Origin of the sequence: Halobacteriovorax sp. JY17 (assembly GCF_002753895.1) — a bacterium.
Classification (GTDB): Bacteria; Bdellovibrionota; Bacteriovoracia; order Bacteriovoracales; family Bacteriovoracaceae; genus Halobacteriovorax.
The window spans coordinates 62,034-81,687 of the sequence record NZ_NJER01000003.1; the positions used below are offsets into that span (position 1 = coordinate 62,034).

General features: G+C 36.6%; 20 protein-coding genes. 16 read left to right on the plus strand and 4 right to left on the minus strand.

What is annotated here, in order from left to right; translation table 11 throughout:
- The first annotated feature begins 2 nt into the window (after window positions 1-2).
- The 6 genes from CES88_RS12645 to CES88_RS12670 all read left to right on the plus strand — a co-directional run bounded on the left by CES88_RS12645 (window position 3) and on the right by CES88_RS12670 (window position 5,465).
- Window positions 3-986 carry an RluA family pseudouridine synthase gene (locus tag CES88_RS12645; RefSeq protein WP_290734916.1) on the plus strand — a complete coding sequence of 328 codons (984 nt, stop codon included), beginning with the start codon at window positions 3-5 and terminating at the stop codon, window positions 984-986.
- Window positions 976-1,572, plus strand: a complete 597-nt coding sequence (locus CES88_RS12650) for a polyphenol oxidase family protein (RefSeq protein ID WP_290734917.1) — start codon at window positions 976-978, stop codon at window positions 1,570-1,572. Before CES88_RS12645 ends, CES88_RS12650 begins: the two co-directional genes overlap by 11 nt.
- Window positions 1,573-1,580: 8 nt before the next feature.
- Window positions 1,581-2,729: a thioredoxin domain-containing protein gene (locus tag CES88_RS12655; RefSeq protein ID WP_290734920.1), complete on the plus strand. Its 1,149-nt coding sequence runs from the start codon at window positions 1,581-1,583 to the stop codon at window positions 2,727-2,729.
- An 8-nt stretch (window positions 2,730-2,737) separates the two neighbouring features.
- Entirely contained in the window at window positions 2,738-3,541 is an 804-nt protein-coding gene (locus CES88_RS12660; protein ID WP_290734922.1) for a TatD family hydrolase, read from the plus strand.
- A 100-nt stretch (window positions 3,542-3,641) separates the two neighbouring features.
- Window positions 3,642-5,039, plus strand: coding sequence for a family 14 glycosylhydrolase (locus tag CES88_RS12665; protein WP_290734923.1), 1,398 nt, complete (start codon window positions 3,642-3,644; stop codon window positions 5,037-5,039).
- 60 nt (window positions 5,040-5,099) lie between these two features.
- Window positions 5,100-5,465, plus strand: a complete 366-nt coding sequence (locus CES88_RS12670; protein WP_290734924.1) for a hypothetical protein — start codon at window positions 5,100-5,102, stop codon at window positions 5,463-5,465.
- A 7-nt stretch (window positions 5,466-5,472) separates the two neighbouring features.
- On the opposite strand, the gene CES88_RS12675 is transcribed toward CES88_RS12670, so the two are convergent.
- Window positions 5,473-6,450: a hypothetical protein gene (locus CES88_RS12675; RefSeq protein WP_290734926.1), complete on the minus strand. Its 978-nt coding sequence runs from the start codon at window positions 6,448-6,450 to the stop codon at window positions 5,473-5,475.
- A 162-nt stretch (window positions 6,451-6,612) separates the two neighbouring features.
- On the opposite strand from CES88_RS12675, the gene gap reads away from it, so the two are divergent.
- From gap to secG, 4 genes are all read left to right on the plus strand, one after another.
- Window positions 6,613-7,629, plus strand: coding sequence for a type I glyceraldehyde-3-phosphate dehydrogenase (gene gap, locus CES88_RS12680; protein WP_290734928.1), 1,017 nt, complete (start codon window positions 6,613-6,615; stop codon window positions 7,627-7,629).
- Window positions 7,629-8,834, plus strand: coding sequence for a phosphoglycerate kinase (locus CES88_RS12685; RefSeq protein WP_290734930.1), 1,206 nt, complete (start codon window positions 7,629-7,631; stop codon window positions 8,832-8,834). Before gap ends, CES88_RS12685 begins: the two co-directional genes overlap by 1 nt.
- A 9-nt stretch (window positions 8,835-8,843) precedes the next feature.
- A complete protein-coding gene (gene tpiA, locus CES88_RS12690) occupies window positions 8,844-9,584 on the plus strand; it encodes a triose-phosphate isomerase (RefSeq protein WP_290734932.1) in 741 nt (246 codons plus the stop codon).
- 95 nt (window positions 9,585-9,679) lie between these two features.
- Window positions 9,680-10,030, plus strand: a complete 351-nt coding sequence (gene secG / locus CES88_RS12695; RefSeq protein ID WP_290734934.1) for a preprotein translocase subunit SecG — start codon at window positions 9,680-9,682, stop codon at window positions 10,028-10,030.
- Between the two features lie 36 nt (window positions 10,031-10,066).
- Here secG and CES88_RS12700 read toward each other — a convergent pair whose 3' ends face one another.
- The 3 genes from CES88_RS12700 to CES88_RS12710 form a co-directional block, all read right to left on the minus strand.
- Window positions 10,067-11,242, minus strand: a complete 1,176-nt coding sequence (locus tag CES88_RS12700) for an HD domain-containing phosphohydrolase (protein WP_290734936.1) — start codon at window positions 11,240-11,242, stop codon at window positions 10,067-10,069.
- 158 nt (window positions 11,243-11,400) lie between these two features.
- On the minus strand, window positions 11,401-11,856 hold the full coding sequence (locus tag CES88_RS12705; RefSeq protein ID WP_290734938.1) for a single-stranded DNA-binding protein: 456 nt from the start codon (window positions 11,854-11,856) through the stop codon (window positions 11,401-11,403).
- A gap of 187 nt (window positions 11,857-12,043) precedes the next feature.
- Complete coding sequence (locus tag CES88_RS12710) at window positions 12,044-12,502, minus strand: hypothetical protein (protein WP_290734940.1); 459 nt, start codon at window positions 12,500-12,502, stop codon at window positions 12,044-12,046.
- A 409-nt stretch (window positions 12,503-12,911) separates the two neighbouring features.
- Here CES88_RS12710 and CES88_RS12715 point away from each other — a divergent pair, with 409 nt between their 5' ends.
- The 6 genes from CES88_RS12715 (at window position 12,912) to CES88_RS12740 (ending at window position 19,608) form a co-directional block, all read left to right on the plus strand.
- The gene (locus CES88_RS12715) at window positions 12,912-15,578 is read left to right on the plus strand and encodes a pilus assembly protein TadG-related protein (protein WP_290734942.1); all 2,667 of its coding nucleotides are present in this window, start codon (window positions 12,912-12,914) and stop codon (window positions 15,576-15,578) included.
- 86 nt (window positions 15,579-15,664) lie between these two features.
- Window positions 15,665-16,315 (plus strand): histone protein, encoded by a 651-nt coding sequence (locus tag CES88_RS12720; RefSeq protein ID WP_290734943.1) that lies wholly within the window; start codon window positions 15,665-15,667, stop codon window positions 16,313-16,315.
- A gap of 60 nt (window positions 16,316-16,375) precedes the next feature.
- On the plus strand, window positions 16,376-16,627 hold the full coding sequence (locus CES88_RS12725) for a glutathione S-transferase N-terminal domain-containing protein (protein WP_290734945.1): 252 nt from the start codon (window positions 16,376-16,378) through the stop codon (window positions 16,625-16,627).
- A gap of 7 nt (window positions 16,628-16,634) precedes the next feature.
- Window positions 16,635-17,939, plus strand: a complete 1,305-nt coding sequence (locus CES88_RS12730; protein ID WP_290734947.1) for an HD domain-containing protein — start codon at window positions 16,635-16,637, stop codon at window positions 17,937-17,939.
- A 65-nt stretch (window positions 17,940-18,004) separates the two neighbouring features.
- Complete coding sequence (locus CES88_RS12735; protein WP_290734950.1) at window positions 18,005-18,682, plus strand: hypothetical protein; 678 nt, start codon at window positions 18,005-18,007, stop codon at window positions 18,680-18,682.
- Between the two features lie 17 nt (window positions 18,683-18,699).
- Window positions 18,700-19,608, plus strand: coding sequence for a hypothetical protein (locus CES88_RS12740; RefSeq protein WP_290734952.1), 909 nt, complete (start codon window positions 18,700-18,702; stop codon window positions 19,606-19,608).
- The last annotated feature ends 46 nt before the right edge of the window (window positions 19,609-19,654 follow it).

Consider the following 19,654-nt stretch of genomic DNA (forward strand, 5'->3'; position numbering starts at 1 on the left):
CTATGCCTACTCCTCAAGATGGTGAAACATTTACTTTTACTATATCTGAGGAGGATAAAGAGAACTTTAAGCGTCTTGATCAATTCCTCTCTGAAAAGTTAGTAGATCAAAGTCGATCTTTTATAAAAATGCTCTATGAAAAAGGGCATATCACTTCTGAAAACTCCAAGAAGAAAATTGAATTAAAGAAATTTCCAGAGGTAGGAACAGTCATTAATGTTCTAGTTCCTCCTCCAGCACCTGCTGATGCTCAGCCCGAAAATATCCCTCTTGATATTCTCTTTGAAGATGAGCACCTTATCATTGTAAATAAAGTTGCCGGAATGGTTGTTCACCCTGCTCCTGGTAATTACACAGGAACCTTGGTCAACGCTATTCTCTTTCACTGCAAAGACTTAAAAGGAGTTGGAGATCAGAGAAGGCCGGGTATTGTTCATCGTCTCGATAAGGGAACTTCAGGTGTAATGGTGGTTGCCAAGAATCAAAAATGCCATGAGGGCCTTGTTGAACTCTTTAGCAGCCATGACATCGAAAGAAAGTATGAATGTATTGCTATGGGAAAGTCTTTTCCATCAGGCGGAAAACTCGAATCAAATATAGGAAGGCATCCTCAAAATAGATTGAAAATGTCAATCGATTCTAAAGTTGGTAAGCACGCTTTAACCCACTACCGCGTCTTATGTCAGTATGACAAAATTGCTCATGTTGAATTGAAACTTGAAACAGGAAGAACACATCAAATTAGAGTTCACTTAAGTCAACTACTGCATAGACCTATTCTCTGTGACTCTCTCTACGGAAATCCAAAAGAGCATCTGCAAAGAGTTGGACCTGACTTAGCTAAAATAATTGGAAAGTATGAATATCCCTTCTTACATGCAAAAGAATTGGGATTTATTCACCCTATTACAAAAGAGGAATTGAACTTCCAATCTCCTCCTCCAAAAATATTTCAAGAGATACTTCATCACTTAAATGGAAATTAAAATGATTCTTCCTCAGTACTCATATGAAACATTGGGATATGTATTTGAAGTCTGGGACCACCGACCAAAGATAGAAGGTCTCATTAGTGTTGATCAAGTCCACGGCAGCGCCATAAAAAATTTTCAAGAGATAGCCATAGACAGCGAGGCCGATGGAATTATATCCCTTGATGGCTCTCCAATGGCAATTAAAACAGCGGACTGTCTTCCCGTGGCCTTCATTTCTAAAAGTGGTACTGCATTAATACATGCTGGCTGGAAAGGTCTTGAAAATAAAATCCTTTTAAGCGACGACATAAGAGACTTAAATCCAATAAAAATTCTTATTGGACCACACATAAGAGCAGGTAGCTATGAAGTCTCGTTAGAGTTTACAAAGAATTTTCCAAATTCTAACAATTTTAAAGAGATTAACGGTAGAATACTATTTGATATGTCTAAAGAAGCTATAAATCAACTCGAAGAGTTCTACCCTCTGGCCGAAATAGTTGACTGCGAAATAGATACTTTTAACGATTCTCGTTTTTATAGTTATAGAAATGGTGACCTAGAAAAAAGAAATTGGAATATCTTAAGAAAAATATAGGAGAACAAATGGAAAAGAAATCATTCTACAAAAATGGGCCCTTCAATGCTCATATTATTTTAGGGGCCATCGCTATTGCAATGATTGGTGTATCAATTTACTTAACGAATCACTACTTCGGAGTAAAGTTTCCAACTAGTATTACTGATGCTTCAGGTATGTGTAATATAAACTCTTTCTTCAACTGTGATACGACAACCAACTCTCCGGCCTCTAATATTGCAGGTGTTCCTATTTCCATATTTGGAGTTTTAATCGGCGCATTCTTAATGGCAGGTTTTCTATTTAAAAATGAAGAAGTCGAAGGAACCAATCACCTTATTTTACTTGTTAATGGTGTTGGATGTTTAATTCTCTTTTTATACTCATTAATTGCTCTTGGTGGACTATGCCCAATGTGTACTGTCTATTACCTACTTTCTTGGGCAGCACTATTTATTTTCCATAAGTATAGCTCACACAGGTCTATAGGCATGAAGCCAATTGTGCTCTATTTTCTAATTACTCTCGCTACTTCAGGAACAACTTGGTTTTCAGTCAATCAGAAAGAAAATCAAATCAATCAAATAGCTTCATCTCTACTTGATCAATACTGGAAACTTCCTAATCTTGGAAAACCTGCAATTGATTCAGAGTTTAGAATCGCCTCTGCAAGCGACAACTTTACTGATGCTCCACTGCAGATCACATTCTTTTCAGACTTCCAGTGCCCCGCTTGTAAGGCCCTTTCTGATAATTCTCATGCTATCGCTTCAAAATATGCAGGTAAAATAAATATTCAATACATGTATTACCCTTTAGATCATAATTGTAACCCAAAGATGCAAAGACCACTTCATACGCTTGCCTGCCAAGCCGCCTACTTAACCACTTGCTTACCAAGTAAGTTTGGAAAAGTTCACGATGATATTTTCAAAAATCAAGCAACTCTCACTCAGAAATGGCTGAATGATTATGCTAAAAAAGAAAATGTATCCGAGTGTATGCAATCACCTGAAACAAAGAAGAAAGTACAAGAAATTATTTCAAGAGCTGAACCTTTCAATATCAACTCAACTCCAACTATGTTAGTAAATGGAGTTAAGATTGAAGGAGTACTTCCTCTTGATCAACTCTATATCATCCTTGATGATATTTTAGCGAAAGCAACAAAGTAAAAATATAGATGAGCAAGAAACGTAGAGAGATTCCAATATTTAAACTTCCAATCATAGAGACACATTGTCATCTTGATTACTTAAAGGAAGAAGAATTAAGTGAACTTCTCTCAAAGTCTCTTGCTCATGGTATTGAAAAAATAATGACTATCTCAGTCTCTCCAAACAATCTACAAACAGTTGTAGATATTGCAAATAATCACGACAATATTTTCTGTACTCAAGGAATTCACCCACACGATGCTAAAGAGTGGAGCAATGAGGCCGAGAAAATTATTCGCTCAAATTTAGGAAATCAAAAAGTTAAGGCCGTCGGAGAAATTGGGCTGGACTTCCACTACAATAAATCTGGAACCAAAGAACAGATAGAAGTTTTTAAGAAGCAATTAGAGATTGCCATTGAATTTGAAAAGCCTGTAGTGATTCATACAAGAGATGCTGACAAAGAAACAATGGAAATTCTAAAAGAATACGCCCCGAGAATGAAGAGAAAGGGTGTTATTCATAGCTTCACTTCCACCAAGGAACTTGCCCTTTGCGCACTAGACTTAGGTTTTCATCTTGGATTTAATGGAATTATTACCTTTAAAAATGCCGAAGATGTTCGAGACACTTTAAGAGTATGCCCAATCGAGAGAATTCTTCTTGAAACTGATGCACCTTTCTTAACACCTATTCCTTATAGAGGTAGAGAAAATGCTCCCTACTATCTCCCCTTTATTGCCGAAAAAGTTGCAGAAATTAAAGAAGTCGAGCTCGAAACTGTTCTAAAAACCTGCTATCAAAATTCAAAAGACTGCCTATCCCTGTAATTTCAATACATTACTCTCATATACATTATACACACTCCCTTTAGTCTTCTTCTAATTCTGCTAAAATGACGCATCTCTCCAACAGAAGTAGGATTTTAGTATGAGAAATGCGATTAAATTTTTAATTACACTAATGGCCCTAGGCCTCTTTAATATAACTCACGCCAAAGTGTTCTCGGCCAACGTCTTGGCGCCTAATCTTGTTGGGCAAACATCTGATGCCGAAAAAAATAGAGATCAGTGGGCAAAGTTCGAGAGCGATCTAGAAAAAATGAAAGAACTTGGTATCCAATCTATCTCTACTCATATTTGGTGGTCTCAAGTTGAAGTTCAAGATAATCAATTTGACTGGAGTTACTACAAGAAACTTTCTCAAATAATAATAGATAAAGAAATGAAGTGGTCCCCTATTATCTCATTTAATAGCTGCCGCGATGAAAAAGAAAATTGCAATATTGAATTACCAAAATGGGTTTGGAATAAGTATAAGAATAATGGAAGCGTAGAAGATATAAACGATTTAAAATTTATTTCTGATGACGGTACTATTTCTAATGAATTCATTTCATTTTGGGCCACGGACCTTGTCGCCACTGAATACAAAGAATTTATTCAATCCTTCGCTGACAATTTCAACAATCTAAACTCAAATATTTTAGAAATTATAATTTCACTTGGGCCAAGCGGAGAGCTTCGCTACCCAATTAACAACCTTGATGAGAGTAAGCCTCAAGCTTATTCAAACCTTGCAAAAGAATCATTTAGATCATTTATTAAATCTAAATATAAAACAATTGATAATGTAAATGCTGCTTGGGAAGTTGAGTTAGAAGCAATTAAAGATATTCAACCACCTATGAGTCAGCACTTCTTTTCCACCCAGGAGTATAAGAGTTCTTACGGAAAAGATTTCTATGATTGGTATAATACTTCTCTAGTTGAGCACGGTGTAATAATTTTAACAACTGCTATAAGAGTTCTAAATAGTGATAACTCTTCTTTTATAAATACTCCAATAGGAGCTGTTATTCCTGGATCTCTTTGGTCTTCAAATCCAGAAGCAAAGAGAGTCACGGAGTTAAATGCAGGCCTTATAAGATCAAGTGACGATATCTGGGGAGCAGGAAAATTGGCTTCTGGTTATGAGCATATCGTCGCAGGATTAAAAGAAGCCGCAACATTAACTAAGTTTGGTTTCTTTAACTTGCATTTAACAGCAATTGAAATGACTTCAGTAAAAGCTGAAAAAGGTGACGAAGAATCTACTCCAAATCTAGCTTTTGAAATCTCCAAACTCGCCAAAGAATCTAACCTTGGAATTCTAGGACAAAATCAATCTGTAAACGTTCTGGGTTCGAATAAGGCATGGGATAATATTTGGAATGCTATTCAAAATGCAAACTATACAGGTCTCACAATTAAGACCATGAGCGATATTTCAGAAAACCCTTTCGCTTATGATTTCTACAAGTGGATTATTGAAAATATGCACGAGTAATTCTCTCTAGAAAGGCAATTTTTTCCTCATTAAAATAAAAACCCATCCGAATAGTTAGGTATGAGAAAAACATACTTAACTATTATCCTAGTTCTTATATCAAGTAATATCCTCGCTAAGAGTGAATCGTTACCTGTTCATAGCTACATAGATACTGAGTTTGAAGCTATGTTTGAACTTAAAGTTTTTGAGTATCCAAAAATTATTCTAGATTGTCAGAGCTTTTTTCATCAATTAGTTGTCTATAAAGATATATCTGCTGGAGATGAAGTTAAAAGAAGTTTCCATCTAGACTTTGAGCAGTGTTACGCTGCCCATGAATTTCTCTACCAATCACAAGATGAGCGAAGACCTGTTTGCTTGACCTTAGATTTTGATGAAGGAGCAATTGCTTTTTCTAATGCTCCAATAGAAGAGTGTAAGTAAATATATTCTACTTCAAAAGATCCATTGCATTTGGATGAGACATCATCTTAGCTAGAAAACTCTTCATTAATTCTGTTTGCTCATTCTCTTTAGATTTCTGAGTTAGTATACTTGAAATTTCATTGTGTATTGTCTCTCTAACTTCAGAAGAGTCATCTATCTCCGTATGCGACTCACGCCTTAGGTTATTAATAACTTCAGTCTTTGAATTATCTCTCGCTATATTTGGCCCGTCATTAAAGAAAGCGTCTTTATCACCAATGTAATTTATATTCTTTTTTACGTTCTTTGGAATAATATCATTATCAAAGCCCACAGAATCTAATGTTACAAGTAAATCAACTTTTCTAAATCCATTAGCAAAAGTATTTAATTTATTGGAGATATTCACAACAGCATCACCACCAAGAGAGTGACCGATCAAAACAACAGGTTCATTCTTAGGTGTACTTTTAATTTCAGAAATTATTTTCTCTTCATCTTTCCAACTAAAATGCTCTGCCCCTTCTAACTCTTTCGCCATGGCAGCAAGCCCCTCATCATCAGAGCTTATTCCAGCAAGATGTAATCCACTTACGAAAATAACTCTCGCCCCATCTTTTATTCCTAATTCTTCTTTTGGAGCGACAACTTCTTTTACTTCCTCTACGACTTTACTATCAGGAAGAATTGACGACACTAGATCCACCGCCGTTCCAAGGCCAGGCATTTCAAATGCATTCTTTGCAACACTAGCTGCATCGGCCAACAAATGCTTTGAAGCCCCCTTCAACTCTCTTCCATTTTGCTTGAGATTCTCTTTCACCTTATCTTTAAGATCTACTTTCTTATCTTTTGAGGCCTCAGACAACTCAACCTTATCTGCAACTTCTCCTAGCTTTGGATCCACAACTTCCTTTGAAAGGAGTTTACCTACTTGCTTTCCTCTATTTTGAAGATAATCATGGTGAGATTTGTAGTGGCGAACGCCAGTTTCAGTTTTCATTGACTTTATTTTACAGAGAAAAAGAGATTGACGCACCTAAGAAAAAGTAACCTCTTTCCCCCTAAGTGTTTTATTCAACTATTCATCAAAGAACTACCCAAGACCATGTATTTATGGCATAGTCCTAAACATTATAACACCTTAATATAACGCGGAGTCACTATGTCCAAAGTAAGAGTTGGAATCAACGGTATGGGAAGAATTGGTCGTACAATTCTAAGAGAATTTTTCAACCGTGGTATCGAAGAATTTGAAATTGTAGCTGTGAATAGTCCTGGTCATCCAGAAGACTATGTTCACCTAATTAAATACGATTCAATTCACGGAAGATTCGACGGTGAAGTCTCTATTCAAGACGGACATATATTAAATATTAATGGATCAAGTATTACTTTTCATAAGTACTATGATCCAACAGAAATTCCTTGGTCTCATGACAAAGTTGATATCGTTATCGATGCGACAGGTATTTTCAAAGATAAGAAAGGTCTTGGAAAACACTTAAGCGGTACGGTTAAGAAAGTTATCATGTGTGCTCCAGGTAAAGACCTTGATGGAACATTCGTTATGGGTATTAATAACGATCAATATGATAATGAAAATCATCACATTGTTTCTAATGCAAGTTGTACAACAAACTGTCTTGCTCCAGTGGCAAAAGTTTTAAATGATGCCTTTGGTGTTGAAAGTGGTTTTATGACTACTGTTCACTCATACACAGGTGATCAAAATATTTTAGATTCTTCTCACTCTGATAAGAGAAGAGCAAGGGCCGCAGCAGTTTCTATGATTCCTACAACTACTGGAGCTGCAAAAGCAGTAGGACTTGTAATTCCTGAATTAAGTGGGAAGCTTGATGGTTTTGCAATTAGAGTACCTACACCAAACGTTTCACTTGTTGATTTAAATGTAACTCTTAAAAAAGAAGTTACAATCGCAGAAGTAAATGCAGCCCTTAAAGAAGCCGCTAACGGACCTCTCAAAGGTATTCTTGGTTACGAAGAAGAAGAACTTGTTTCAGTTGATTACATGGGAATGAGAGAATCATCTTGTCTAGATGCAAGTCTTACAAATGTTCTAAATGGAACAAATGTAAAAGTTGTCACTTGGTATGATAATGAAGCTGGTTTCTCAAACAGAGTTATTGATTTAACTATATTCATTGGGAAGAAACTCTAATGGCGATACACTTTATTGATGAACTTAATGAAGAACTAAAAGACAAAGTCGTTATTGCTCGCTTTGATTTCAATGTTCCTCTAGATAAGTCTGATCGCTCAAAGATTACAGACTCAACAAGAATTGATATGGCCCTTGAGACTATTAACTATCTCCTAGAGAGAGGTGTTAAGAAGCTTATTCTTATGAGTCACCTTGGGCGCCCAAAAGGCAAAGTAAATGAAGACTACTCTCTTGAACCTGTTGCAACTTACCTAGCCAACAAACTCAGAGAAGACGTTATTCTTACAGAATCATGCCTTGATAGAGGAATTAAAACTCTTCTTACTTTAAATGAATCGCGAGTTATTCTCTTACAGAACTTACGTTTTCATCCTGAAGAAGAAGCTGGCTCTGCAGAGTTTGCAAAGGCCCTCGCTAGCTACGCAGACATTTATGTGAACGATGCCTTTGGTGTTGCACACAGAAAACATGCTTCGGCATATACAATTAATGCTTACTTTAAAAATAAAGCTTACGGTGGATTTCTAATCAAGAAAGAGATTCAAGCTCTTTCAAAAATCGTAAACTCTCCAAAGTCTCCTTTTGTGGCGATCGTTGGTGGAGCAAAAGTTTCAGACAAGATTAAAATTATAGAAAGACTCATTGTTAATGTTGACCACCTCATTATTGGTGGTGCTATGGCCTACCCTTTTCTCGTAGCTCAAGGTCATGAAGTAGCGAACTCGCTTTGCTCTCAAAACGATGTTGCTCTAGCGAAGAGAATTCTGACAGGCTCAAGTAGAAGTAAAGTTGTTCTTCCTGTTGATCACATTGTTTCAAGTGAATTTGGCGGAGCGCCTGAGAATTGTGACAATGTTGCAATCCCTGATGGAAAAATGGGATTAGATATTGGACCAAAAACAATTGATCTCTATAGACAAAAGCTAGCTGGTGCTGCGACTGTTCTCTGGAATGGTCCAATGGGACTTTTTGAAAATGAAGACTTTGCTAATGGAACAATGGCCATTGCAACAACTCTAAGTGAAATGGAAAATGCCTTCACACTTGTTGGTGGAGGAGATTCAGTAAGTGCTGTTAGAAAATCTGGCCTCTTTGATAAAATGTCACACGTTTCAACTGGTGGTGGAGCCTCTCTTGAATTTATTGAAGAAGGAAGCTTACCAGGAATCCAAGCACTAAGATTTGGCGTTGATTTAAATTAAGGATTAAGAATGAGAAAAACTCATATTGTTGGAAACTGGAAAATGAATCAAAATCTTGCAGAAATTAACTCTTTTGCAAGCGCAGTACTAGATATGAATGATATCTCATGCGAGGCATGGATTGCTCCACAGGCCATTCATATCAGTAAGCTTAAAGAGCTCATTAAAACTATTAAAGTTGGAGCTCAAAACTGCAGCAATCAAAACTCTGGAGCCTATACTGGCGAACTCAGCCCAGAGTCTTTAAAAGATCTCGGTGCTCACTTTGTCATTATTGGCCACTCAGAGAGAAGAGCTATTTTCAACGAAGCTGATACTCTTTTAAATGAAAAAGTTCTAAAGGCCCTTGAGAATGGACTAAAAGCCATTCTATGTGTTGGAGAAACCTTAGAAGAGAGAGAGTCTGGGGAATTTAAGACAGTCCTTAAAAACCAACTCCTAAATGGTCTAAAAGGTATAAGTTCTGCAGATCAAGAAAATATTCTCATAGCCTACGAACCTGTTTGGGCCATTGGAACTGGAAAAGTTGCCACTCCTGAGCAAGCTCAAGAAGTTCACGCTTTTCTAAGAAATGAATTAAAGTCTGTTGAAGCACTAGAAGCTTCAAGAACACCAATTCTCTACGGAGGAAGTGTTAAGCCAGATAATATTCAAGGATTGCTTGAAAATACAGATATTGATGGTGCACTAGTCGGTGGAGCATCTCTCAAAGGAGAGAGTTTCAAAGACTTATGTCAATTAAGTAAATAACTTTTGGCGACAAGATGCGTTTTCTTGCCAAAGTAAGCGTTTCTTTGATATTTAACTAGATACAATTTATTAAGATTTTATAAGGTATTAAAATTATGTTTCACTCACTAATGATTTTCCATATTGTTATTTCTGTTCTTCTTATTGTTTTAGTCCTTCTCCAATTTGGTAAAGGTGCTGAAGCTGGTCTTATGTCTGGCGGTGGTGGAGACTCGACTTTCTCGGGAAGCCAACAAGGAAATATTCTAGGAAAAATTACGACTATCCTAGCTGTTCTATTTCTTGGTAACTCAATTCTTCTAGCAAAAATTCAGTCTACAAAATCATCTTCATCTCTTCTTGACGGCGAAGCCCCAGTTGCTGCTCCGTTAAATAATGATGCAATGATGCCAAAGGCACAAGAAACAACAACTCCTGCAGCTAAGACAGAAGAAGCGAAGAAGTAAATTTATAATTAAATTTAAGATAAGTTCAAAGGCCTCTTAAGAGGCCTTTTTCTTTTTAACACCATCATCAACAGCGACTTTTCCAAAGTTCTGTTCTTCCTTTTTAAAGAAATTAGACTGTTGCTTCTTAGCCTCTATTTGTCTAAATGGTAAGACATCATGTGGCTGACACGGATCAAAGTCAGATGGTAGTTCTTTATTGTGGGCCCTATCAACAACCTTTGAAATATTATTAGAAAAAATTTCAAAAAGCTTAGGATCTATTTTCTTACCAACACTTCTAGACATTATACCAAGAGCTTCCTCAGGTGTTAGTGCCTCATGATAAGATCTCTTCGTTGTTACTGCATCAAAGAAATCAGCAATAGCTGTCACTCTTGCAAGCAAGTGAATATCATTTCCCTTTAATCCCGATGGATAACCTGTTCCATCAAAATTCTCATGGTGCTCATGAACTATTCTCTTAACAATTGAAAAGTCGATCCCCGGACAATCAATCTCCGATGACTCTAGCAAATCAAATCCAAACTTAGGATGCTTCTTGATCATTGAAAATTGTTCGTCGTCTAATTTACCGGCATTATTTATAATATGAGTTGGAATTTTAATCTTACCAAGATCATGCAATAAACCTCCAAGACCCGCTAGAACCATTTCTTCTCTAGCAGCATTTGGTCTCAGTATTTTAAACATAGAGATACAATACATGGAAACATTAATAGAGTGGTCATAAGTATAGAAGTCATGAAAGCTCAAATCCCCTATTAAACTTTGAACTTGCTTGACGTCATAATCTTTGATCACATCAACCATCGACTCTACTGAATCTCTACATCCACTAATTGTTTCAGTAAGAACTTCATTAGAAAATTCTTTCGTTGGATCAAAAATTGTATCTAGGTAATGAATTGCAGAGTCTTTTATAACTTCTGTTTTTTGAGAATCTTCAATACCTGTACAGTCCGTAAGACTTCTTAAGTACATATCTCTTTGTGATTCTGGAATATACAGTTGGTGATACTTTCTTCTAAAAGTTGAAATATCTTCAGCAGAGAGAATTCCACAGACAGGAAATACTCTAACGAATTTCTCCTTAGCTTCATGGGCCGATGAATTTACATACAGGTCATATGCCAATGGCTTCTCTAAAATAATGAGATCAAAACCCACTGAGAAAAAACTTGTATTCTTTTGCCTTGTTAATTCAGACATATTACCTCTACTTATTAACTAACTTTTCGGTAATTTAAGTCCACATCTTTAAGAATTTCTCCTTTTGTTTTCTATTTTAAATAGCTAATTTTACTTAATAAAAAACAAAAAAGCCCGCAAACTGCGGGCTTAGAATATTTAACTTATTTAGTTTATTTCTAGAACGGGATATCGTCACTTGTGAAGTTAGAGTCTGTAGAGATATCATAATCTTGGTTCATAGCACTATTATCTTGAGATGGTTGCTGAGAGTAATTCCCGCTATCTTTAGATTGGTTTGCACCAGTTTGAGCTCCACCGATAAATTGAACAGTTCTTACGTTGATTTCAGTAGTGTAATTCTTGTGTCCGTCTTTTTCCCACATTCTTGTTTGAAGAGAACCTTCAAAGTAAGCTTGCCTACCCTTTGAAAGGTACTGGTTACAAAGTTCAGCAGTTTTTCCCCAAACAACCATTCTATGCCATTCAGTTTTCTCTTGCTTCTGTCCACCTTTGTCAGTCCAACCTTCAGAAGTTGCAACAGAGAAGTTACATACAGCAGCTCCAGATGGTGTGTACTTTAACTCTGGCTCAGTTCCTAAACGTCCTAAAATGATTACTTTATTTACACTCATGATTTCTCCCCTCATGATGAGTACCTACGATATTTCTCATCAATGCTAAGTGTGTTTGTATCGCTCAAACAATATTACGAAAAATTCTCTTTTAAAAGATTTTTCTTAGCTTTTAGAAAGAGCAAACGCGCGTCATAGACGCGAGTTTCTAAACTATTGAAATTTAAATTACTTTAATTCTAGGTGGTTAAAAACTTGCGTATGGATTAGTCGAAGTTTGCTGCTTGGGCTCCACAACAGCCCCTTCAAAGTCTTCTATTTTTTCTTTTATTTCAGGAGTTGGATTCTTATTCTCCCAAAATTCATGAACAATTTTCTTCGCCATTTTTACGTCTTTTTTATACCAAGACGCATCAAAACCACAATGTGGACAAGGAATCTCTTTTCTAAAATTCATTCTCACTGCCGCCTCAAAAAGCGCCCAGAATATAAAGAAAACAAAGTAAGATCGTATCCCCATAAGAGGATATAGAGCGGCTCCTGCCAAAATAGAACTCAATGTCAGTTGAAAATAATTCTTTGCTGAAAGCCTAGGCGTAGAGTGAAAGGCCCTCTTGGTTGTACACAGAGGACAGAAGAATTCCATCTTCGGATTCTTATGTTTATACGTTCTATATTCTAGTGGCTGCCAATCTGGTTTACTCATATTCTCTCCAAAAGAGTTCTTCAAAGTATTCTATCAATAAATGTCTCAATATATTAGAGCGTAAAAACTGCCAAACGCACCGCAAATAGAGCTCCGATGGCCCCACGACCACCGGAGAAAGACGTGTTTTAGATGCACCTAAGTGCGAAGAAAGTAAAACTAGTTGATAGGATAAGCCGTGCTCCAACGTTCCACGCTACGCTACCGACAATTCAGCGCAGCTTACTTTATATATATCAAGAACCGTTCCAATTTTTGCGATGCCCAATATATTGATTTCACAATAGGCCGGTGCCAAAGATGCATTGATTTAAAGAAACCAGTTTCCAACTGAGCCCGGCAAGAATTTCCTTAAATTTGAATTACAGAGCTTTTTCATCGGTATCTTATAGTGCTAAGATAAACCTTCATGAAAAAGCTCTACCGTGGCGAGAAAGGCCAGCTCAGCATATTCCTAGGAATCATAATGGTTATCATCATCACGATGATGGCATTCATTATTAATGTTGGTCTCTTTGTTAAAGCAAAAATCAACTTACAAAACGCCGTAGATGCCGCCGCTTGGTCAGGAGCTGCCGTCCAAGCGAGACAACTCTCCAACATTTCTTACATGAATTGGGAAATGAGAAATACTTATAAAGAGTGGATGTTTAAATACTACGTCATTGGCCACTTAGGGCTCAGCGACCAGCTCAGACCTGCAACAGTTGCAACGAAGAGTAAAACAAGCTTTAGACTCACACCTTTCCCTGGTTCTGCTGAAGTTGACCCTTACAATCTTCCTTCAACTTGTATGGCCTTTGGAGGTTCAAAAGATATTTGTAAACTTATCTCTACTCCGGGTCTTCCTAGGTTTGAAGCCCCAGGTCTTGCTGGAATTGATGAACAACATCAGAGTTTTGAAAACACCATTGCTAAAATTAAAGCTGATAACTGCTCTACAAAGTCTGTAAAAAATTTTGCAAGCGCAATGATTTGGGCCTATGGAATTGGAAAAGACTTCTTCAGTGATACACCCGCAGCGGCAACTCACAGAACGGGAGCTTGGATAGAAGCGATGGAGCTAGCTCTTAGAATGAGAAACCTAGAAGCTCTTGTAAATAGACCTCCCGTTGATGACCCAATTTGTTTTGGAAGCTCAGAATGTACTTCAATTGAAGCGCTTGCTAGTGATAATGCAGGAGGATCTTTCGGCAATCCATATAACGAACGTCCTATTAAAGCTTTTAAATCTGCCTTTAGAAATTTATCTGGTGGTGCTTACAAGTCAGGAGAAATTAAAGATGAGTTTAGTGGATCATTTAAACTAACAGAATTAAAACCTAAAATTTTTGATGCTAAAACAGGAACGCTTAGTAGATTACTCATGCCTCCAAGTCCAAATATTAATCTTGGTTCAACTTCTTTTGATCCATCTCAAAAGAGATATCTGGACTTAATTGCGTATCCGTTAAACCTTGTTACTTTTTATACAACAATGGTTACTAATAATGATGGTACTGCTATTCAATCTATTGTTGGTACGACTCCTGTTGAGTCAAACTGCGGTTCAACAAAGACAGGACTTCCTGTTCCTGGATATATTTTTGGTTATGTAAAAAATCCAAAAGTACTCACCTACTACGCAGTAAAAGGTGAAGCAAATTTCGTAGGACTCTTCTACCCATTTAGTGATGAAAAAGGAATAACCTTACAGGCCTACGCTTCTGCAAAACCATTCGGGGGACGAGTAGGCCCGATGCTCTTTGGATTTGGTGATGAAAACGCTTCAACTTTAATTCCTAGAGTAGAAAATGCGCAAAATAGAACTCTTCCATATGTATCGGCTCTTTTAGTTCCACCAGGTCCATTTAAAGCAGGACGCCCAATTCCAAATAATCAAGACTTCTGGATTCAAAGTGCTACTTCGATCATTGGAGGCTCACCAGCTTCTGGAATTGATGTTAAATTTGGTATTCCTAATATTCTCTATGACTATAATAACTATGGAGATCTTGCTCAACATACAACAAGTACTGAGGGAGCCATTCTAACTATTAGAGAAACAACGTCGGCCATTGCTGAGCCTCTAGAAGAGCTTGGACTTTATGATTCAAAACAATACTCTAAGTTTGCAAGTCACCTTCAAGTTTCAGATCCATCGATAGTCACAGCAGTTGAAATTGAAAGGGCCCTTGAAAGCGTCAGACAACCTACAAGGTATGAAGCTCTTAATTATATGATTCCAACTTTTGAAGAAGGAACAAGTAACCCTGAGAACCTTGCAGCCTACCCAATAGTCAAAAAGAAAGGACAGAGTCCATTTACTGGAAATACTCTTTACAGACTCTTTGGTCCTATCTGGGGAAGTGATACTTTATACTCAACTCCTGATGCAATCATTTCCATTATTCAAAATTTTATGAAGAGTAACGAGACTGCTATTGAGAAGTATCTCGACTCACTCAAGGAAGTTGCAACTACGATCGCAGCAACTCCATCAACAGGAACTGATACCTACAAAAATGCTGCTGAGACAATCTATCCTCTAGTTGCAGGTATTCAAAACTTAAGTAATTGTGACTCACTTAGTATGGCCACACGCTTCAACCAATTCTTCAATGGTCAAAGTACACAATGTGATATTAAACCCCTCGCAGAAATGGTTAGGGACTATATCAAAACTAAAACAGATGATGGTGGAGAGGTCTATAAATACTACTATTCGACAAGTTATGTTAAACCAAATGCGGGGACAGACTTTAAAGCTCCTTTAAATAATAAAGACATGTTAACTGCTTATGTTCCAGGAAAGAGGCAGGGCTCAAATGATGACGGAGAACTACTCCACCCTTTCAATGTCTACAGTAATATATTGAGTGCTAAGAGAAATTACTACTCAACAAAACTAGTCGCCATGAGGGCATTTGCTGAAAGCGGCCAAGGAACTTACCAAGAGAAACCAATATATTCAGAAGCTGCAGGTAGTAGCTCGGGAAGTGTTAGCTTCAAGGTCCCTAGTGACTTATTGAGTAAGAAAATTGTAAACGAGCTAGAAAATGGACAATTAAGTGAATTTGGAGAGCTTACACACTAAATTTACTTGAAAAAAGTCTCATTTTCTTTATATACTCTGAAAAAAATATTAAATAAATAATAAATATAGAAAACAAGGACTCTCCCATGGCAAAGAAGAAAGTCGCGAAGAAAGCGACAAAGAAAGTCGCTAAGAAAACTGCTAAAAAAGTAGCAAAGAAAGCAACTAAGAAAGTCGCAAAGAAAACTGCTAAAAAAGTAGCGAAGAAAGCGACGAAGAAAGTCGCTAAGAAAACTGCTAAAAAAGTAGCGAAGAAAGCGACGAAGAAAGTCGCTAAGAAAACTGCTAAAGAAGTAGCGAAGAAAGCGACGAAGAAGGCAGCTACAACTCCTTCAAAGAAAGCAACTGGCTCAAAGAAACTTACTAAAGAAGAGGCCATTGAAAAATATAAGAGAGAGCATCAATTACAGTTAAATGATGATCTTAAAGAGTCAGAAGAAGTCTTCATACAAGAAGATAAAGAAGTTTTGACTGTAGAAATACCAGGCGTTAAAGAAGACCTCGCTCCAGAAATCGTTGCAGAAATTGAAGAGAAGCCATTAAATAATACTGACTCTCTTGATGACTACAACCCAGATGATGAGAAAGACGATGAAGTTGCAAACTTCGGTTATGGATGGGGATACAATGACGAATTTGATAAGCCTGAAGATGAGGATGAAATAAACCCTTTTGATGAAGATGAACTCTACGCTAAGGGTTTAGATAGGGATGACGACAAGAAAGACGAATTATAATAAGACTTGGCCCCCTTCACAGGGGGCTTTCTTTTTTCTACTAAATAAAAAGGTAATAAAATGAAACTCGAACTTTTCTACTATGACTCTTGTCCATTCTGCCAGTATGTTCTTGGCGCTATAGATGACCTGGCTATTAAAGTTGAATATTGTAATATTCAAGAATCACAAGAACATTTAAATAGGCTTGTTACCGATACTGGAAGAAGAACAGTTCCTTGCCTCTATATAAATAATACTCCAATGTTTGAATCTTCGGATATTGTTGAATGGCTAAATAACAATCAATCAAATCTTGAAAAAAAGGCATAGGTAGAAGATGGAAGTTAGAGACCCAGTACACGGATCAATTCATATCCTAGATGAAGAAATTGCGATTATTCAGCACGACTTCTTTCAAAGACTGAGAAATATTAAGCAACTTGGTTTTTCAGAGTATGTCTTTCCTGGAGCGACTCATACAAGGTTTATTCACTCAATTGGAGTAATGAATATTGGAGACAAAGCTTTTGATAAACTTTTCAAAGACAAGAGAAATCATAAAGACTTTATGAAACTCAAGGAAACATTTAAACTTGCTTGTCTCTTACACGATATTGGCCACGCACCTCTTTCTCACTCTACTGAATCAGTAATGCCTTCGTTGAAAGAACTTAAAATTCCAGCAAGGTTTTTAAGTGAAAAAGATCAAAATTCAAACCGTCAAGCAACCCATGAAGACTATACAATTAAAGCAATCGCCGATAGCTCTTTTGCAGAATCATTCACCGACGTAGAAAATAGTTTTGGCGTTGAAAGAAAGTTCATTGCCGACCTCATTAGGGGCGATACTGATGAATCAAGTTACTTTACGATTGATGGGATCGACTACTTTGGAATCCTTCATCAATTAGTTTCTAGTGAACTTGATTGCGATAGAATGGACTATCTTTTAAGAGATAGCTACTTCTGTGGAGTAAGTTATGGCTCATACGATTTAGATTGGTTACTTGATAATTTGGAACCTGCAATCATTAACAATAAGGCCTATCTTGGAATTTCAGAAAGAGCTGTTGTTACGTTCGATGACTTTCTACTAAGTCGTTACCATATGTTTGTAATGGTGTACTTTCATTATAGAGCAGTATGCTTAGAGCAACTTCTCTTTAGATATTTCAAAACTGCTCCAGGGGAATATTCCATTCCAGCAGATATTGAAAAATATATTGAGCACGATGATCACTACCTCATGAAAATTATGAGAAATAGTGACAATGAATACGCTCAACTTATAGTGAAGAATAAAATTCCTCAGAAAATATTTGAATCCTTTAATCCTGAGCAAGTCACTCACCTAGAAAAGGTTCAAAAATATCTTGAAGATCAAGGCATCGACTTCATTAGATGTTCATCTAAGGGCCGTCTTTCTAAATACTACAACGAAGGAAACTCCTCCAATAAGTATTCCATGAAAGTTGTTCGAAAAATGCACGGGAGCGAAAAGAAAGAATACTTTGATATTGATGAAGCGACCGACTTATTCACAAAGTTTTCAGCTTCCCACTCTATTAATAGACTTCACTGTAACCTTGAAAGTCTTACAGAATCTCAGAAGAAAGAGATTGAGAAGCTTATTCGGTCTTAGCTTGAATGTTATACTCGCTTGAGAGATAATAGTTTAAACTCTCAAGCGCCAAGGTGCAGTATTAAATGAATAAAATTTCAGTCTATATACTTTTAACATTAATCTATCTTGGACTTTCAAAGAGTTTTTCACCATCAGAAAAAAGAGCCGCCTATATTCCAAATGAAAAAGTATTTCCAAGCTTCTTCTTTGGTGCGCCAATTTCAATTATTCTGCTAGATAGTTTTCAAACAGGATTTTTAATTAAGACTTATTTCCAAAAGTATAAAATTGTCCATGGCTTCAAACACCCTGAAACAATAATTGTTAGAACATCTTATTCATTCTGGGAAAAGAATAAGGGTAATATTGGAATGTCTATATTTAGAAGAGGTGAGAAAAAGAATACTCAAAGTGATATTCCAATGCCTCCAGGAATCCTCTACGTCGGAGATCCTGCCTATGGCCACTGGGAAATGCAAAATTCTGGAGAAAAGGGATGGGACTTTCACCGAGCTTACAGGCACTTTCCAGCAATTTTTGGTTGGGGAAACTTTAAACCAACAGAGCAATTCTTCAATGCAGCCAATGCCTTTCTAGATCATGACAAGTCTTACTACGGTGAGAATAATGAGTTTGGAACTCATGGAACTCTTTCAGAAGAAAAAATTAAACTTGAAAAAGAAAAAGATGAAGAAGTGAGAAAGACTGACTTCAGAGAGCGTATAGACCGTTTATTTCATATTCCAAGCTGGAATAGTTAAAATAGAGAATAAAAATTATGAATGAATTATTTGATAAATTAATACTTCGAATTGTTTTTACACTTTTCTTGTGTGGAATCTTGTTTCTATACAAGTATGCTCACAGCTTTCTCTACCCTTCTTCAAGAACTCAAATCTTTAAAAGGTTTTTTCCTTCTAAAAACTCTGCCGATACAATTCATCTATTTTCAAGACTGATAGGGATTGGAATAATTTTCTCTGAGTTTTATTTTACTATGTCTGATAAATTCTACTTAGTCCTAATAGACTTCTTTCTTCATGCTACGTTAGTTAGTTTTATTTATCTGGTATCTATATACATTATAGAAAGTATTGTTCTCTATAATTTTGAATACCATGATGAAATTATTAAAAGAAAAAATATTTCTTATGCTTTAATCTCATTCTCCAACTCTATCGCAGTAGCCTATATCTTAAAAGGCGTAGCCTCTGTCTCTCAGTCTTCAATTATAATTCTATTCTTCCTATGGCTACTCTCAATGGTTCTTCTTGGTTTTTCGACAAAGAGCTACTCATTAATTTCTAAACTATCTTTTAATAGGCTTCTAGTTCAAAAGAATTTAGCCGTAGGCATTTCCTACCTAGGATTTATCTGGGGCTGGGCACTTGTCATAAACTCCTCATTTGATCACGAATTATTAAATATCAAATGGTATTCAATACATGTTATTTTAAAGCTAATTCTAGCTCTTTTAATCATTCCGATTTTTAGAAGTGGTCTCATCTTTATCTTTAAGCTTCAAGACGACTTCAATACTACGTCAAAAAGTAAAGCTGGCGCAGTTGATAGTACCGCCGAAATTGGTTATGGAGTTTACGAAGGAGCTATCTTCTTCACTTCATGCTACTTAACAACTGTAATTACAGGAAATATAAACTTTGGTAACTTCTATCCCGTCTTTTAGTCGAGTTCTTTGGTCAGGGATATCTTGCCTTATTCCATTGCACACC

Bases quoted from the DNA above. Each gene is read 5' to 3' on its own strand.
- CES88_RS12700 (WP_290734936.1), bottom strand. From the start codon at position 11,242: ATGTCTGAATTAACAAGGCAAAAGAATACAAGTTTTTTCTCAGTGGGT.
- CES88_RS12740 (WP_290734952.1), top strand. From the start codon at position 18,700: ATGAATGAATTATTTGATAAATTAATACTTCGAATTGTTTTTACACTT.
- CES88_RS12735 (WP_290734950.1), top strand. From the start codon at position 18,005: ATGAATAAAATTTCAGTCTATATACTTTTAACATTAATCTATCTTGGA.
- CES88_RS12715 (WP_290734942.1), top strand. From the start codon at position 12,912: ATGAAAAAGCTCTACCGTGGCGAGAAAGGCCAGCTCAGCATATTCCTA.
- tpiA (WP_290734932.1), top strand. From the start codon at position 8,844: ATGAGAAAAACTCATATTGTTGGAAACTGGAAAATGAATCAAAATCTT.
- CES88_RS12670 (WP_290734924.1), top strand. From the start codon at position 5,100: ATGAGAAAAACATACTTAACTATTATCCTAGTTCTTATATCAAGTAAT.
- CES88_RS12685 (WP_290734930.1), top strand. From the start codon at position 7,629: ATGGCGATACACTTTATTGATGAACTTAATGAAGAACTAAAAGACAAA.
- CES88_RS12675 (WP_290734926.1), bottom strand. From the start codon at position 6,450: ATGAAAACTGAAACTGGCGTTCGCCACTACAAATCTCACCATGATTAT.
- CES88_RS12660 (WP_290734922.1), top strand. From the start codon at position 2,738: ATGAGCAAGAAACGTAGAGAGATTCCAATATTTAAACTTCCAATCATA.
- CES88_RS12665 (WP_290734923.1), top strand. From the start codon at position 3,642: ATGAGAAATGCGATTAAATTTTTAATTACACTAATGGCCCTAGGCCTC.
- CES88_RS12645 (WP_290734916.1), top strand. From the start codon at position 3: ATGCCTACTCCTCAAGATGGTGAAACATTTACTTTTACTATATCTGAG.
- CES88_RS12725 (WP_290734945.1), top strand. From the start codon at position 16,376: ATGAAACTCGAACTTTTCTACTATGACTCTTGTCCATTCTGCCAGTAT.
- CES88_RS12650 (WP_290734917.1), top strand. From the start codon at position 976: ATGGAAATTAAAATGATTCTTCCTCAGTACTCATATGAAACATTGGGA.
- gap (WP_290734928.1), top strand. From the start codon at position 6,613: ATGTCCAAAGTAAGAGTTGGAATCAACGGTATGGGAAGAATTGGTCGT.
- CES88_RS12710 (WP_290734940.1), bottom strand. From the start codon at position 12,502: ATGAGTAAACCAGATTGGCAGCCACTAGAATATAGAACGTATAAACAT.
- CES88_RS12730 (WP_290734947.1), top strand. From the start codon at position 16,635: ATGGAAGTTAGAGACCCAGTACACGGATCAATTCATATCCTAGATGAA.
- secG (WP_290734934.1), top strand. From the start codon at position 9,680: ATGTTTCACTCACTAATGATTTTCCATATTGTTATTTCTGTTCTTCTT.
- CES88_RS12705 (WP_290734938.1), bottom strand. From the start codon at position 11,856: ATGAGTGTAAATAAAGTAATCATTTTAGGACGTTTAGGAACTGAGCCA.
- CES88_RS12655 (WP_290734920.1), top strand. From the start codon at position 1,581: ATGGAAAAGAAATCATTCTACAAAAATGGGCCCTTCAATGCTCATATT.
- CES88_RS12720 (WP_290734943.1), top strand. From the start codon at position 15,665: ATGGCAAAGAAGAAAGTCGCGAAGAAAGCGACAAAGAAAGTCGCTAAG.